The sequence below is a fragment of the Streptococcus marimammalium DSM 18627 genome, assembly GCF_000380045.1.
In the GTDB taxonomy this organism is placed as follows: domain Bacteria; phylum Bacillota; class Bacilli; order Lactobacillales; family Streptococcaceae; genus Streptococcus; species Streptococcus marimammalium.
On the sequence record NZ_KB904351.1, the window covers coordinates 76,862 to 91,788 of the forward strand.

Below are 14,927 nucleotides of genomic sequence, written 5' to 3' on the forward strand. Positions count from 1 at the left end.
TATGTTAGTTAAACAAATCTATCATTCTCCCTTGGGAGATATGTCTATTATAGCTAATAAAAAAGGTGTGATAGGTATTTGGTTTTTAGAGCAAAACTATTTTGAGCAAGGTGTTTTTGAAAAACCGATTGAAGGTTCAACTGAAGCGATTGAACTTGTGGTTGACTGGTTGAATGATTATTTTTCAGGTGGAAATCCTTCAGCAAAAAATCTTCCTCTAATCATTAACGGAACGTCGTTTCAAAAGAAAGTTTGGAAAGCCCTTAGAAGAATACCGTATGGAGAATCAACGACCTATGGTGAATTAGCCAAGCAACTAGATTGTAAGTCACCTCAAGCAGTTGGGACAGCTATTGGTAGAAATCCTTTTTCTATTGTCATTCCTTGCCACCGAGTTTTATCTAGTGCAGGAAAACTCTCAGGCTATGCAGGTGGATTAGATAAAAAATGTTGGCTCTTAGAACATGAAACAATAACATTTATCACTTAAAATAATGAAAATGTTAAGAATGAAGGTTTTTTTAACAAGAAAATCTAATTTGCCAAATTAATTTAGCACATTATAAAATAATCGAAAGGAGATAACAATGTTAACCTTTTATGAGTATCCTAAATGTAGTACTTGTCGTAAAGCAAAAACTGAATTAACTGCACTTGGTAGTGAGTTTTATGAGATTAATCTTAAAGAAACACCACCAAGTGCTAAAATGTTGAAGCAATGGATTTTATACAGTGGGATACCTTTGAAATCTTTTTTCAATACAAGTGGTCTGAGTTATCGTTCTTTAGGACTAAAAGACAAACTTCAGCAGTTGACAATTGATGAGGCGGTCGATTTGTTATCAAGCGATGGCATGTTAATCAAGCGCCCTTTGTTAATAAAGGATAATCAGGTGTTACAAATCGGTTATCGTAAGAGCTATAAAGAATTAGACTTATAGAGAATAAAAAACAGGGAGCAAACTCCCTGTTTTTTATATATCAATTTCTAAGACAATGGGCGTATGGTCCTGACGACTACCTGAGTCAATCATTTCTGATTTCTTAATTTTATCTGCCAGTCTTTGACTTGTTAACCAATAGTCAATTCTCCAGCCAGTATTATTGATTTTACTGGTTTTACTGCGTTGTGCCCACCAGGTATAAACATCAGGGATATCCCCGTGAAGATGTCTAAAGGTGTCTACAAAGCCTTTGGCTAAAAGATTAGTAAAGCCTTCTCTTTCTTCATTAGTAAAGCCAGGGGATTGGTGATTACTGCTAGGATTAGCAAGGTCAATTTCTTTATGAGCAACATTATAATCGCCTGTCGCTAAAACAGGTTTTTGTTGATCGAGTGAGACTAAATAATCGGCGTAATATCTATCCCATTCTTGCCTGTCAGTTAAACGTTTTAGTCCATCACCTGCATTAGGTGTGTAGACTTGAGTGACAAAGTAGTCTTCAAATTCCAAAGTTATAATACGTCCCTCACTGTCCATCGTTGATGGAGCACCAATTTTTGGGAAAGTAATATTTGGTGTCAGTTCTGATTTATATAGAAACATGGTTCCTGCATACCCTTTTCTTGCAGGTTCTACAGAAGAACGCCAAGTATTGGTATAATTTGGGAAGTAGAAATCTAATTGTTCAAGATGTTTTTTTGTTGGCCCTTTAGCTGATAGTTTAGTTTCCTGAATAGCAATAATATCGGCATTTTCAGCAACCAAGGTATCAATGACTTGACGTGATAAAATGGCACGGTTAGAGTCGCTAGTTAAAGCGGCATTCAAAGAGTCAATATTCCAAGAGATTAATTTCATCATTTTTTCCTTTTCATTATTTAGTGTATTTATTATATCAAAACAAATGCATTTCTGCGACTAATTGAAAAAGCTTGGTGATATAATAGTAAAACATATAAAAACCTTATCGTAGCAATTCTTTTATGGTATAATTAAAAAATAATGATATGCGTTTCATTTGCGCAGAAAGGAACTAGAAATGACTGACAAAAAATCATTTTATATTACTACACCGATTTACTATCCAAGTGGCAAACTCCATATTGGTTCAGCCTATACCACAATTGCTTCTGATGTTTTGGCTCGATATAAACGCCTTATGGGTTATGATGTTTTTTATTTAACAGGTCTTGATGAACACGGTCAAAAAATTCAAGAAAAAGCTTCAGAAGTTGATAAAACACCTCAAACTTATGTTGATGAAATGGCTGAAGATGTCAAACAATTATGGCATTTACTGGATATTTCTTATGATAAATTTATTAGAACAACCGATAAAGACCATGAAGCTGTTGTGGCTCAAATTTTTGAGCGTTTATTAGCTCAAGATGATATCTATCTTGGAGAATACTCGGGTTGGTATTCTGTATCTGACGAAGAATTTTTTACAGAAAATCAATTAGCAGAAGTATTTCATGATGCTGATGGTAAGGTTATCGGAGGAATTGCTCCAAGCGGACACGAAGTCAAGTGGGTTTCTGAAGAATCTTACTTCTTACGTTTGAGCAAATATGCTGATCGCTTGGTTGCTTTCTATCAAGAACACCCAGAATTTATCCAGCCACATGGTCGCATGAATGAAATGTTGAAAAACTTTATCGAGCCTGGGTTAGAAGATTTGGCAGTATCACGTACTTCCTTTACCTGGGGTGTTAAAGTGCCTTCTAATCCTAAGCACATTGTCTATGTCTGGATTGATGCCTTGAGTAATTATATTTCTGCACTTGGTTATGGAGCTTCTGATACCAAATATTTTGATCAATTTTGGCCAGCAGATATCCATATGCTAGGAAAGGATATTTTGCGTTTTCACTCTATCTATTGGCCAGTTCTTCTCATGGCTCTTGATTTACCAATGCCAAAACGTCTTATTGCTCATGGCTGGTTTGTCATGCAAGATGGTAAAATGTCAAAATCAAAAGGTAATGTTGTCTACCCTGAAATGCTAGTAGAGCGTTATGGATTAGATGCCTTACGTTATTATTTGATGAGAAGTCTACCTGTTGGCAGTGATGGAACCTTCACACCAGAAGATTATGTTGGGCGTATCAACTATGAATTAGCCAATGATTTAGGAAACCTTCTCAACCGCACTGTAGCCATGATTAATAAATATTTTGATGGGCATATTCCTAGCTACCAAGAAAATGTGACAGCATTTGATGCTTCACTTGCTGAAGTAGTAGCAGAAAATATCAAAGCTTATCATCACCATATGGAAGCAGTCGATTTTCCAAGAGTTCTTGACAGTATTTGGCAGATTATTGCTAAAACCAACAAATATATCGATGAAACGACACCTTGGATTCTTGCAAAAGAAGAAAAAACACAAGAGTTAGCAGGTGTGATGAGTCACTTAGCAGCAAGTTTACGAGTTGTTGCCCACCTTATTCAACCATTTATGATGACAACTGCTACTGGTATTATGACCCAACTTGGTCTTGACAATATTTATCATCTAGCCACTATTTCATTGGAGAGTTTGCCAGCTAACCTAACCGTTGTTAAAAAAGGTGAGCCACTTTTCCCAAGACTTGACATGGAAGAAGAAATTGCCTATATTAAAGAACAAATGTCAGGAAAACAAGTCACAGAAAAACCTTGGGATCCTGCTGAGGTAGAGTTAGTAAATGAAAAAGATGTCATCAAATTTGATGTCTTTGATAAGGTAGAAATTCGCGTTGCCGAAGTGAAGGACGTTCAAAAAGTACCAGGTTCTGATAAATTATTACAATTTAGACTAGATGCTGGTGATGGAGAAGACCGTCAAATTCTTTCGGGAATTGCTAAGTATTATCCTAATCCAGAAAAGTTAATTGGACAAAAGCTACAAATTGTTGCTAATCTCAAACCACGTAAGATGATGGGATTACTGAGCCAAGGAATGATTTTGTCAGCAGAACACGATGGTCAACTAACCATACTAACTGTGAATCAGAAGGTACCAAATGGTAGTCAAATTGGTTAATCATGTTAAAAGAGAACATAACCATGTTCTCTTTTTTTACTATCTAAATAACTATATTCAAAAAAAAGAAAAGGTATCTTTTATGATATAATGAAAATAGAATAAAGGAGGACATTATGACATTTGAAGAAATTTTACCGGGCTTAAAAGAAAAGAAAAAATATGTTAGAAAAGGCTGGGGTGGTTCTGAAAATTATGTTCAATTATTTGATAGTCTTGAACAAGATGGACAATTTTTAAAGGTAACACCCTACTTTTTAATTAATGTCTCAGGAGAAAGTGAAGGATTTTCAATGTGGAGTCCAACACCGTGTGACGTTTTAGCCACAGATTGGATTGAAGTCAATGACTAAGACCGTTTTAATTACAGGTGTCTCCAGTGGTATCGGTTATGAGCAAGCAAGATTGTTTTTAAAAGAAGGTTATCATGTTTATGGTGTTGATAAAAATCCTGCTCAAAAACTAGATGGAAACTTTGATTTTTTGCAAATAGATATCAGTAAAGATCTAACTGCTTTATTTACAAATGTGAAAGAGGTCGATATTTTATGCTTGACAGCTGGTATTTTAGATGACTACAAACCTTTATTAGAAACAAATAAACAAGAAATAGAAGACGTTTTTGCGACTAATTTTTTTGCTGTTGTTAATGTTACCTCTTTTTATTTGGAGAAAATGGTTGAAAAACAATCTGGTTGCATCATAACAATGTGTTCGATTGCCTCTTTTTTAGCTGGGGGTGGAGGAGTTGCTTATACTTCTTCAAAACATGCATTAGCAGGTTTCACTAAACAATTAGCTCTTGATTATGCTAAAGAAAATATATCCATTTTTGGTATTGCTCCTGGAGCAGTTAAAACAGCAATGACAAAGTCGGATTTTGAGCAAGAAGGATTATCAGAGTGGGTAGCCAATGAAACACCAATCAAACGTTGGATTTTACCCGAAGAAGTAGCAGAATTGAGTTTATTTTTGGCCTCAGGAAAAGCTTCTGCCATGCAAGGAGAAATTGTTACAATTGATGGTGGATGGAGTTTGAAATAAAAGGAGTTTGCAATGAAATTAGCAATTATTGGAACAGGTATGATTGTCAAAGAAGTCCTACCTGTTCTAAAAACAATTGATGGTATTCTTTTAGAAATGATAGTCTCTACTTCTCGTAGTATCAAACTAGCAGAAGAATTATCACAAGACTATGGTATCAAAACATATACAAGTCATTATCGTGATGCTTTAGATAGTGAAATGGTAGACACTGTTTATATTGCTTTGCCCAACCATCTTCACTATCCATTTGTCAAAGAAGCTTTGATGGCTAATAAGCATGTCATTTGTGAGAAACCTTTTACAATGACTGCACAACAACTAGAAGAGCTTTCTCAAATAGCAAATAAAAGACAACTCATTTTATTAGAGGCTATTACCAATCAATATTTGGAAAATTATTCTTATATTAAAGAATCATTGTCAAAATTAGGGGATATTAAAATTATAACCTGTAATTTTTCTCAATATTCTTCACGATATGACGCTTTTAAAAAGGGGGAGATTGCTCCAGTTTTTGACCCTGAAAAAGGTGGTGGTGCTCTTCGTGATTTAAATATCTATAATATTCATTTTGTGGTTGGTTTATTTGGCTTGCCCAAATCAGTTCATTACCTAGCAAATATGGAAAACGGTATTGACACATCAGGTATCTTACTGTTAGATTATCAAACATTTAAAGTCTCTTGTGTCGGTTCTAAAGACTCAAGTGCTGATTGCAAAACAACTATTCAAGGAAATAAAGGTTATCTTGAAATTAACGGTCCCACAAGTATCATTCCATCCGTTGCTCTAACGCTAAACGAAGAAAAAACAAGCCTTATTAATAAAAATCTTAATCAACCTCGTCTATGGTCTGAATTTGTTGCATTTGAAGAAATCATTCGTTTAAAAGATTTTAAAGAAGCAAAACAAAGACTTAAACATAGTCAACAAGTGATGAAAGTGCTTGAACAAGCATATTTAACAACTGTTTAACAACAGTTGCTAAATATGCTATAATGGAGTGATTTTAAAAAGTATTGCGAGGAAAAGAAATGACAAATTATGCAATTATTTTAGCCGCTGGGAAAGGTACTCGTATGAAATCAGACCTACCTAAAGTACTTCATCAGGTGGCAGGTATCTCAATGGTGGAACATGTGTTTAGAAGTGTTGCTGCTATCAATCCCGAAAAAAAAGTAACAATTATTGGCCATATGGCTGAATTAGTGAAGAAAGTACTGGAAGAACAATCGCACTTTGTTCTACAAAAAGAGCAATTAGGAACAGGTCATGCTGTTATGATGGCTGAAGAAGAGTTGGCTGGACTTGACGGTCAGACCCTCGTTATTGCTGGTGATACACCTTTAATTACTGGCCAAAGTTTAAAAAATCTTGTTGATTTTCATAGTAATCATAAAAATGTTGCCACTATTTTAACTGCTGAAGCAAAAAACCCTTTTGGCTATGGACGTATTATCCGTAATCAAAATGATGAAGTCACTAAAATTGTTGAGCAAAAAGACGCCTCTGATTTTGAACAACAAGTCAAAGAAATCAATACAGGAACTTATGTTTTTGATAATAAACGTCTGTTTGAAGCTTTAAAAAACATCACTACAAATAATGCTCAGGGAGAATATTATTTGACAGATGTTATTGGTATTTTTAAACAATTAGGTGAAAAAGTTGGTGCTTATAAACTTCGTGATTTCGATGAGAGTTTAGGTGTCAATGATCGTGTTGCTTTATCAAAGGCAGAAGAAGTTATGCGACAAAGAATTAATCATCATCATATGGTTAATGGTGTTTCTTTTGTTGATCCTAAGACGGCTTATATTGATATTGATGTTTCTTTATCATCAGAAGTTATTTTAGAGGCAAATGTTACGCTAAAAGGAAAAACTAAAGTAGGGCAAGCAAGTAAAATTACTAATGGCAGCTATCTAGTGGATGCCACTATTGGTAAAAATGTGACTATAACAACTTCTATGATTGAAGAGTCCGTTATAGAAGACAATGTGACTGTTGGTCCATATGCCCATATTCGACCACAATCACATCTTTTAAACAATGTCCACATTGGTAATTTTGTTGAGGTTAAAGCATCAACAATTGGAGCTAATACAAAATCAGGTCATTTGACTTATATAGGTAATACAACCATTGGTAGTGATGTCAATGTTGGTGCTGGAACAATTATTGCTAATTACGATGGCCAAAATAAGTTTGAAACAACTATTGAAAACAATGCTTTTATTGGAAGTAATTCAACTATCATTGCACCTGTGACTGTTGGGGAAAATGCAATAACAGCTGCGGGTTCAACTATTCATCAAGATGTTCCAGAAGATGGTTTGGCTATTGGTCGTGCTCATCAAGTTAATAAAGAAGGTTACGCTGTTAAAATGCCTCACCATCCAAGTCAGAAATAGGAGTTTTTATGGAGTTTATTGAAAAGACAATTGAGAGAGAAACTATTTTTAAAGGGCATATCTTTGATGTTGCAGTTGATAAGGTTGAATTACCAAATGGCTTAGGAATGTCAAAACGAGAACTTGTTTTTCATAAGGGGGCAGTCGCCGTTTTAGCAATAACACCAGAAAATAAATTAGTTATTGTTAAGCAATATCGTAAAGCTATTGAAAGGATTAGTTATGAGGTTCCAGCCGGGAAATTAGAAATTGGTGAAGGGGGTTCTGAAAAAAAAGCTGCTCTTCGTGAATTAGAAGAAGAAACGGGTTATGTTGGTGATCTTTTACTTATTCATGAATTTCATACAGCTATCGGATTTTGTAATGAAAAAATAAAACTCTATTTAGGGACCAATCTTAAAAAAGTACCAAAACCAAAACCAAAAGATCCAGATGAAACTATTGAAATTCTCGAATTAAGTTTGAAAGAATGTCAAGAAATGATTAGTATTGGAGAAATCACTGATGCTAAAACTATTATTGCCATTCAGTTTCTAACATTAAATCAAGAAAGGATACTATGATGGGTAAACCTTTATTAACTGATGACATCATTAGGCGTGCGAATGTCAAAAAAACATTGAATAGTCAGTTGATAGAAAATGAGGATACCAAAATTATCCCAGTTATTTCTGATGATTATTCTGATTTTATGATTGATGATGAAACGTCTGAAAAACAATTTCAAATGATTAAAAGTAGACGAATTGAAAATGCTAAACGACGTGCTTTTAGTAAGAAATTAAATTTAATTTTGATTATTGTTATTCTACTGCTATTGGTATTAATATACGCTATTTTTAAAATTTAGGAGAAAAAATGACAATTGGAATTATTGCTGCAATGGCAGAAGAATTGCAACATTTAGTGAATAATCTTACAGAAAAAAAAGAAACACTTATTTTAAATCAAACCTATTTCTGTGGTAAAATTGGACAACATGAGGTGGTTTTAGTTCAAAGTGGTATTGGTAAGGTTATGAGTGCCATGAGTGTTGCTATTTTAGCAGACCATTTTGGAGTATCTGTGATTATTAATACAGGCTCAGCAGGAGCGGTTGCTAAAGAACTAAAAATTGGAGATGTTGTAGTATCAGATTTCTTAGTTTACCATGATGTTGATGTGACGGCTTTTGGTTATCAGTATGGTCAAATGGCTTCACAACCACTTTATTTTCAATCAAGTCCCTGGTTAGTTGAAGCTTTTCAAAAAGTGTTAAAAGAGCAAACTATCTCTTCTAAGATAGGGCTAATTGCAACTGGAGATAGTTTTATTGCTGGGCAAAAAAAAATAGATGACATTTTAAACCACTTTCCTAAAACTCTTGCAGTTGAAATGGAAGGTGCTGCTATAGCACAAGCAGCTATTAACGCAAATTGCTCTTTTATAGTTGTACGAGCTATTAGTGACACTGCATCACATGATGCCAATATTACTTTTTCTGAATTTATTAAAGAAGCTAGTCAAAAATCTGCAAAAGTATTAATCGCTTTTTTAAATCAATTAAATTTTGAAAATAATATTAATTAAACCACTTAATTTTTTAAAAAATGACATTATTTCTAAAAAATGACAAATAAATAAAATTTTTATTATCAAAAACGTAAAATACTAACATTTTACGTTTTTTTATGTTATAATATTTTGGAATAATACTGTTTTTAATCAGTACTATAGATAAGAGAGATAGTGAGGTCGAGTGAATGGCTAGAAATGGCTTTTTTACAGGATTGGATATAGGAACAAGCTCGATTAAAGTTCTTGTTGCTGAATTTGTTGATAATGAAATGAATGTCATTGGAGTGAGTAATGTAAAGAGCTCAGGAGTTCGAGATGGGATTGTGATTGATATTGATGCCGCTTCGAAAGCTATAAGAGTTGCGATTGATCAAGCAGAAGAAAAAGCTGGTATCTCCATTGATAAAGTGAGTGTTAGTTTACCAGCAAATCTTCTTCAAATTGAACCAACTCAAGGAATGATTCCTGTAACTAGTGATTCAAAAGAAATTAAAGACGAAGATGTTGATAGTGTTGTTAAGTCAGCACTTACAAAAAGTATTACACCAGAGCGTGAAGTCATCTCATTAGTTCCTGGAGAATTTATTGTTGATGGTTTTAAAGGAATTAGAGATCCACGTGGCATGATGGGGATTCGTTTAGAAATGCGTGGTTTGTTGTATACAGGACCAAGCACCATTTTGCATAATCTTAGAAAAACCGTTGAAAAAGCAGGAATTAATGTTGAAAATGTCATTATCTCACCGTTAGCTATGACTAAATATGTTCTTAATGAGGGTGAAAGAGAATTTGGTGCTACCGTTATTGATATGGGTGGCGGACAGACAACTGTTGCATCAATGCGCTCTCAGGAATTGCAATTTACAAATATCTATCCTGAAGGTGGTGACTATGTCACAAAAGATATTTCAAAAGTTCTTAAGACTTCTATAAATACCGCTGAAGCTATTAAATATAATTTTGGAAATGCTAATGTTGGTGAAAGTAGTGTCACTGAAACTATACAAGTTGAAGTTGTAGGAGAAGTACAACCAATTGATGTTTCTGAAAGATATATTTCAGAAATTATTTCAGCTAGAGTTCGAAATATTTTTAGCCATATTAAACAAGACCTAGAACGTAGCCGTTCAATCGAGTATCCAGGAGGAATTATTCTTGCTGGTGGTGGTGCAATTATACCTGGTGTTGTTGAATTAGCACAAGAAACTTTTGGTGTAAATGTTAAATTGTTTGTTCCAAACCAAATGGGAATTAGAAACCCAATGTTTGCTAATGTGATTTCATTAGTAGACTATGTTGGTTCGATGACAGACGTTGATGTTATTGCTCAAAAAGCAGTAACAGGAGAAGAATTGTTACGTCGTAAACCTATTGACACTGGGAGAACAACTGTTGTTAGTGAATCAGTTGCCTACTCAGAAACTAACAATATCCCAGAAATTAAAAAACCACAAGATAATGTTGAACCTAAGCAAAAAGAAAACTTAGGAGATAAAGTACGAAATATTTTTGGAAGTATGTTTGATTAAAGATAAAATAAGTGAGGAAATAAAATGGTATTTTCATTTGATACAGCAGCTAGTCAAGGTGCAATTATTAAAGTTATCGGTGTCGGTGGTGGTGGTGGTAATGCCATCAACCGAATGATTACAGAAGGTGTTTCTGGTGTTGAATTCATAGCTGCTAATACTGATGTACAAGCTTTAAGTAGTTCAAAAGCTGAAACTGTCATTCAACTTGGACCTAAGTTGACTAGAGGACTTGGTGCTGGAGGACAACCTGAAGTTGGCCGTAAAGCAGCTGAAGAAAGTGAAGAAGCTATTACAGAAGCATTAACTGGTTCTGATATGGTGTTTATCACTGCGGGAATGGGTGGTGGTTCTGGAACTGGTGCCGCACCAGTTATTGCTAGAATTGCTAAAAGTTTAGGAGCATTAACAGTAGCAGTTGTTACACGTCCATTTGCTTTTGAAGGAAATAAACGCAGCAATTTTGCAATTGAAGGAATTTCTGAACTAAGAGACCAAGTAGATACCTTACTAATTATTTCTAACAATAATCTTTTAGAAATTGTAGATAAGAAGACACCGCTTCTTGAAGCATTGAGTGAAGCAGATAACGTTTTACGTCAAGGTGTGCAAGGAATCTCTGATTTGATCACTAGCCCTGGACTAATTAATCTTGACTTTGCTGATGTTAAAACTGTAATGGCAAACAAAGGGAATGCTTTGATGGGTATTGGGATTGGCTCTGGTGAAGAACGTATCGTCGAAGCTGCTCGAAAAGCTATCTACTCGCCACTTCTTGAAACAACTATTGACGGTGCTGAAGATGTCATTGTTAATGTAACTGGTGGTCTTGATATGACCTTGATTGAAGCAGAAGAAGCTTCTGAAATTGTTAGTCAAGCTGCAGGTCAAGGTGTTAATATTTGGCTTGGTACTTCGATTGATGATACTTTGTCAGATGAAATTAGAGTTACTGTTGTTGCTACAGGAGTTCGTAAAGACAAGGTTGAGCGCGTTTCAGGTATTGGAAATAATCAATCTCATGTTTTAAATTCTAGACAAGCAGGCTCTCAGTATGTGTCTGACCAATTAAATTCAAGACGTCAAGCTTATCAACCATTTGATATGAATGATACTCCTGAACTTCCTAGGGCAGATCGTCAAAAAGATTTATCATCACAATCTTCTGGATTTGGCAATTGGGATCTTCGTCGTGATTCTATTACTCGTCCAACAGAAGGTGAGCTTGATAGTAAGTTGACAATGTCTTCATTTTCAGACCAATCTGATGATGATGAGTTAGAAACTCCTCCATTCTTTAAGAATCGTTAAAATGAATTTAGAAAAAAATATAACTAATGTTCTTCAGGAAATCTCAAAAGTTGCCCAAAAGGCTGGAAGATTTTTTGAAGACATTAATATTATAGCGGTTACAAAATATGTTGATTCAAACACAACAAAAGAAATGATAACATTGGGCATAAAACATATTGGTGAAAATCGTGTTGATAAATTTTTGACAAAGTATGAAACACTTGCTAATGAACCAATAATTTGGCATTTTATTGGAAGTTTACAGCGTCGAAAAGTGAAGGAAATCATCAATAAAATTGATTACTTTCATGCTCTTGATTCTTTGAACCTAGCTAAAGAAATTCAAAAGAGAGCAGAACATCCGATAAAGTGCTTTTTACAAGTTAATATTTCTGGTGAAGAAAGCAAACATGGTTTTTCGATAACTGAAATTGACCATGTTTTAAGTGTTTTAAGTGACTATGATAAAATTATCATCATAGGATTAATGACAATGGCACCAATTGATGCTAGTGATGAAGAATTGGAACATATTTTTAAAAAAACAAACCAAATTAGGATGACTTATAAGAATAGAAAAATTAAAAATATGCCTTTGACTGATTTAAGTATGGGTATGAGTAGAGATTACAAAATTGCGATTCAAAATGGCTCAACATTTGTTAGAATTGGAACAGCATTTTTTAGTTAAATGGAGATAAAATATGGCACTTAGAGATAAATTTAGTAAACTTATTTCTTACTTTGATACAGATGATATCAGTGAAGTAGAAGAAGAGACAGTTGAACAGACTGTTAGACAAACTCGAGTAGAAGCGCCTCAACAAAGACGAGAGCACCCTTCTAGGATTGAGAACACTGAAAGAAATGAAGTAAAAGACAGAACACATTTGCGTCCTGTAGCTAATGTGTCACCTTCACATGCTAAAACAAACAGAGAACAGATGGCTCAAACAGCTTTAGAGTCAGCTAAGACAACTATCGCTATAAAATACCCTAAAAAGTATGAGGATGCTCAAGAAATAGTTAATGCTTTGATACTTAATGAGTGCATTTTAATTGATTTTCAATACATGATAGATGCTCAAGCACGTCGCTGTCTTGATTTTATTGATGGTGCCAGTAAAGTTCTCTACGGTAATCTTCAAAAAGTAAGTTCTTCTATGTTCTTGTTAACTCCTGCTAATGTTATTGTTGATTTTGAGGAAATTGGAATTCCGCACAATGGACAAGATATTAGCTATGACTATGATATGAAGAGATGATAAATGTTAGTATTTATAATAAACAAAGCAATTGATATTTTTTCTTTTTTTCTTGTTGTTTATGCCTTGCTATCTTGGTTTCCAGAAACACATAATAGTACTTGGGCTGGATATTTGTATCAGATTGTAGAACCTATTTTAAAAGTGTTTAGAAAATTTAATCTCCAATTTGGTAATATGGATTTTACTGTCGTAGCTGCTTTAATCGCTCTTAGAATTTTAAAAAATTTTATTAATATAATTTTATAATATGACAAAAAAATCACTACATCAACATTTTAAACCAAGTGAAAAAATTTTTTTGGAAAAAATAGAAGAATTTATTCAAAAAGTTGAAAATTCTTATTTTATTCAGGTAACTGATTTTTTAAATCCTAGACAAGTCTATATTGCAAAAATTCTATTAACAACAAGAGGTATGACTTTTTATGTTAGTAGTGAATATTACGAGATGGAATATGCAAAAATCATTATTTCTCCTCCACCACCTTTTTATGAAATTAATTTTTCAGATTTTGGTATCTCATTACTAAATATCAGTTATAATAATAAATTCAATCAATTAACTCATGCTCAAATACTCGGAACTTTGATTCATACTCTTGGTATTAAGAGAACCATTATTGGAGATATTATTGTTAAAAAAGGTCAAGCTCAACTTTTACTAGATACAAAGATGATTTCTTATTTTAAAAATAATATTCATAAAATTGGACGTTCTAGTGTCTTGTTGTTTGAGGATTCTTTAGAGAATTTACTTAAAATAGATGAAATTGATGAATTGACTGATATTCTTGTATCAAGTCTAAGAGTAGATAACGTCATTGCATCAGTTTTAAAAATTTCAAGAACTATAGCCATGAAATTAATCACAGCCGAAAAAGTTAAAATTAATTATATGGTTATCAATAAAACCTCTGAAATTGTCTCAGTCAATGATATTATTAGTGTTAGAGGATATGGTAGATTTAGTATTGCTTCTAATAATGGTTTGTCAAAACAAAAAAAACATAAATTAACAATTATTCGAAAAGTGCATAAGTGAGGAAACGAAATGACATTAACAACTCTTGAAATTAAAGATAAAACATTTAATATAAAATTTAGAGGCTACAGTATTGATGAAGTTAACGAATTTTTGGACATGGTTATTGATGACTATGAAGATATTATTCGTTCTAACCACACTAAAGAACAACGTATTAAAGATCTTGAAGATAAAATAGCTTATTTTGACAATATGAAAGATTCTTTAACACAGTCTGTTATATTAGCCCAAGAAACTTCTGATAAGGTTAAAATTTCTGCTAAAATCGAAGCAGATAATATTTTAAAAAAAGCTCAAAATGATGCCTTTTCTTTAATTGAGGAAGCAAAAGCTAAAGCCAATCAAATTCTTCGTGATGCAACAGATGATGCTAAACGTGTCGCTGTTGAAACTGAAGATTTGAAACGTCAAAGCCGTTTATTCCATCAGCGTTTACTTTCAGTAGTTGAAGGACAAATGGGTTTAGTCAATTCTCCAGAATGGCATGATCTATTACAACCAACTGCGGTTTATCTACAAAATTCCGATGCTGCTTTCAAAGAAGTTGTTGAAAAAGTTTTAGAAGAACATGTTCCAGAAAAAGATGACTCCACTTCTTTTGATGCGACACGTCAGTTTAGTCCTGAAGAAATGGAAGAATTACAAAGACGTGTTGCTGAAGGTAATGCACAACTTAAAGTAACTAAACAAGCATCTGAAGCTTCATCAAATCCTACAATTGAAATTATTTCAGATCAGATTGATGATACAGATGATACTATCCAATTTAATATTGACGAATAACAAGAATACAAATAATTAA

The 14,927-nt window shown here is 33.6% G+C and carries 18 protein-coding genes; 17 read left to right on the forward strand and 1 reads right to left on the reverse strand.

Annotated features, from left to right (window positions below; all coding sequences use genetic code 11):
- The first annotated feature begins 1 nt into the window (after position 1).
- Complete coding sequence (locus A3I1_RS0103755; protein ID WP_018369976.1) at positions 2–490, forward strand: methylated-DNA--[protein]-cysteine S-methyltransferase; 489 nt, start codon at positions 2–4, stop codon at positions 488–490.
- Positions 491–587: 97 nt separating this feature from the next.
- Positions 588–941, forward strand: a complete 354-nt coding sequence (locus A3I1_RS0103760) for an arsenate reductase family protein (protein ID WP_018369977.1) — start codon at positions 588–590, stop codon at positions 939–941.
- Positions 942–974: 33 nt separating this feature from the next.
- Here A3I1_RS0103760 and A3I1_RS0103765 read toward each other — a convergent pair whose 3' ends face one another.
- Complete coding sequence (locus A3I1_RS0103765) at positions 975–1,802, reverse strand: exodeoxyribonuclease III (RefSeq protein ID WP_018369978.1); 828 nt, start codon at positions 1,800–1,802, stop codon at positions 975–977.
- A gap of 181 nt (positions 1,803–1,983) precedes the next feature.
- On the opposite strand from A3I1_RS0103765, the gene metG reads away from it, so the two are divergent.
- The 15 genes from metG (at position 1,984) to A3I1_RS0103840 (ending at position 14,908) form a co-directional block, all read left to right on the forward strand.
- Positions 1,984–3,972, forward strand: coding sequence for a methionine--tRNA ligase (gene metG / locus A3I1_RS0103770; protein WP_018369979.1), 1,989 nt, complete (start codon positions 1,984–1,986; stop codon positions 3,970–3,972).
- 116 nt (positions 3,973–4,088) lie between these two features.
- Positions 4,089–4,325 (forward strand): DUF2829 domain-containing protein, encoded by a 237-nt coding sequence (locus A3I1_RS0103775; protein WP_018369980.1) that lies wholly within the window; start codon positions 4,089–4,091, stop codon positions 4,323–4,325.
- Positions 4,318–5,016, forward strand: a complete 699-nt coding sequence (locus A3I1_RS0103780) for a 3-oxoacyl-ACP reductase (RefSeq protein ID WP_018369981.1) — start codon at positions 4,318–4,320, stop codon at positions 5,014–5,016. Before A3I1_RS0103775 ends, A3I1_RS0103780 begins: the two co-directional genes overlap by 8 nt.
- 12 nt (positions 5,017–5,028) lie before the next feature.
- Positions 5,029–5,994 (forward strand): Gfo/Idh/MocA family protein, encoded by a 966-nt coding sequence (locus tag A3I1_RS0103785; RefSeq protein WP_018369982.1) that lies wholly within the window; start codon positions 5,029–5,031, stop codon positions 5,992–5,994.
- A gap of 59 nt (positions 5,995–6,053) precedes the next feature.
- A complete protein-coding gene (gene glmU / locus A3I1_RS0103790) occupies positions 6,054–7,433 on the forward strand; it encodes a bifunctional UDP-N-acetylglucosamine diphosphorylase/glucosamine-1-phosphate N-acetyltransferase GlmU (RefSeq protein WP_018369983.1) in 1,380 nt (459 codons plus the stop codon).
- Between the two features lie 8 nt (positions 7,434–7,441).
- A complete protein-coding gene (locus A3I1_RS0103795) occupies positions 7,442–7,996 on the forward strand; it encodes an NUDIX hydrolase (protein WP_018369984.1) in 555 nt (184 codons plus the stop codon).
- Positions 7,996–8,283 (forward strand): cell wall synthase accessory phosphoprotein MacP, encoded by a 288-nt coding sequence (gene macP / locus A3I1_RS0103800; RefSeq protein ID WP_018369985.1) that lies wholly within the window; start codon positions 7,996–7,998, stop codon positions 8,281–8,283. The genes A3I1_RS0103795 and macP overlap by 1 nt, the downstream gene beginning before the upstream one ends.
- A gap of 8 nt (positions 8,284–8,291) precedes the next feature.
- Positions 8,292–9,002, forward strand: a complete 711-nt coding sequence (locus tag A3I1_RS0103805) for a 5'-methylthioadenosine/adenosylhomocysteine nucleosidase (protein WP_018369986.1) — start codon at positions 8,292–8,294, stop codon at positions 9,000–9,002.
- Between the two features lie 173 nt (positions 9,003–9,175).
- The gene (ftsA, locus tag A3I1_RS0103810; RefSeq protein WP_018369987.1) at positions 9,176–10,519 is read left to right on the forward strand and encodes a cell division protein FtsA; all 1,344 of its coding nucleotides are present in this window, start codon (positions 9,176–9,178) and stop codon (positions 10,517–10,519) included.
- A 24-nt stretch (positions 10,520–10,543) separates the two neighbouring features.
- Positions 10,544–11,830: a cell division protein FtsZ gene (gene ftsZ, locus A3I1_RS0103815; RefSeq protein ID WP_018369988.1), complete on the forward strand. Its 1,287-nt coding sequence runs from the start codon at positions 10,544–10,546 to the stop codon at positions 11,828–11,830.
- 1 nt (position 11,831) lies between these two features.
- Positions 11,832–12,503 (forward strand): YggS family pyridoxal phosphate-dependent enzyme, encoded by a 672-nt coding sequence (locus A3I1_RS0103820; protein WP_018369989.1) that lies wholly within the window; start codon positions 11,832–11,834, stop codon positions 12,501–12,503.
- 13 nt (positions 12,504–12,516) lie between these two features.
- The gene (locus tag A3I1_RS0103825) at positions 12,517–13,077 is read left to right on the forward strand and encodes a cell division protein SepF (RefSeq protein WP_018369990.1); all 561 of its coding nucleotides are present in this window, start codon (positions 12,517–12,519) and stop codon (positions 13,075–13,077) included.
- A 3-nt stretch (positions 13,078–13,080) separates the two neighbouring features.
- Complete coding sequence (locus tag A3I1_RS0103830; RefSeq protein ID WP_018369991.1) at positions 13,081–13,326, forward strand: YggT family protein; 246 nt, start codon at positions 13,081–13,083, stop codon at positions 13,324–13,326.
- Position 13,327: 1 nt separating this feature from the next.
- On the forward strand, positions 13,328–14,122 hold the full coding sequence (locus A3I1_RS0103835) for a YlmH family RNA-binding protein (protein ID WP_018369992.1): 795 nt from the start codon (positions 13,328–13,330) through the stop codon (positions 14,120–14,122).
- Between the two features lie 9 nt (positions 14,123–14,131).
- Entirely contained in the window at positions 14,132–14,908 is a 777-nt protein-coding gene (locus A3I1_RS0103840) for a DivIVA domain-containing protein (RefSeq protein WP_018369993.1), read from the forward strand.
- Positions 14,909–14,927 lie beyond the last annotated feature (19 nt).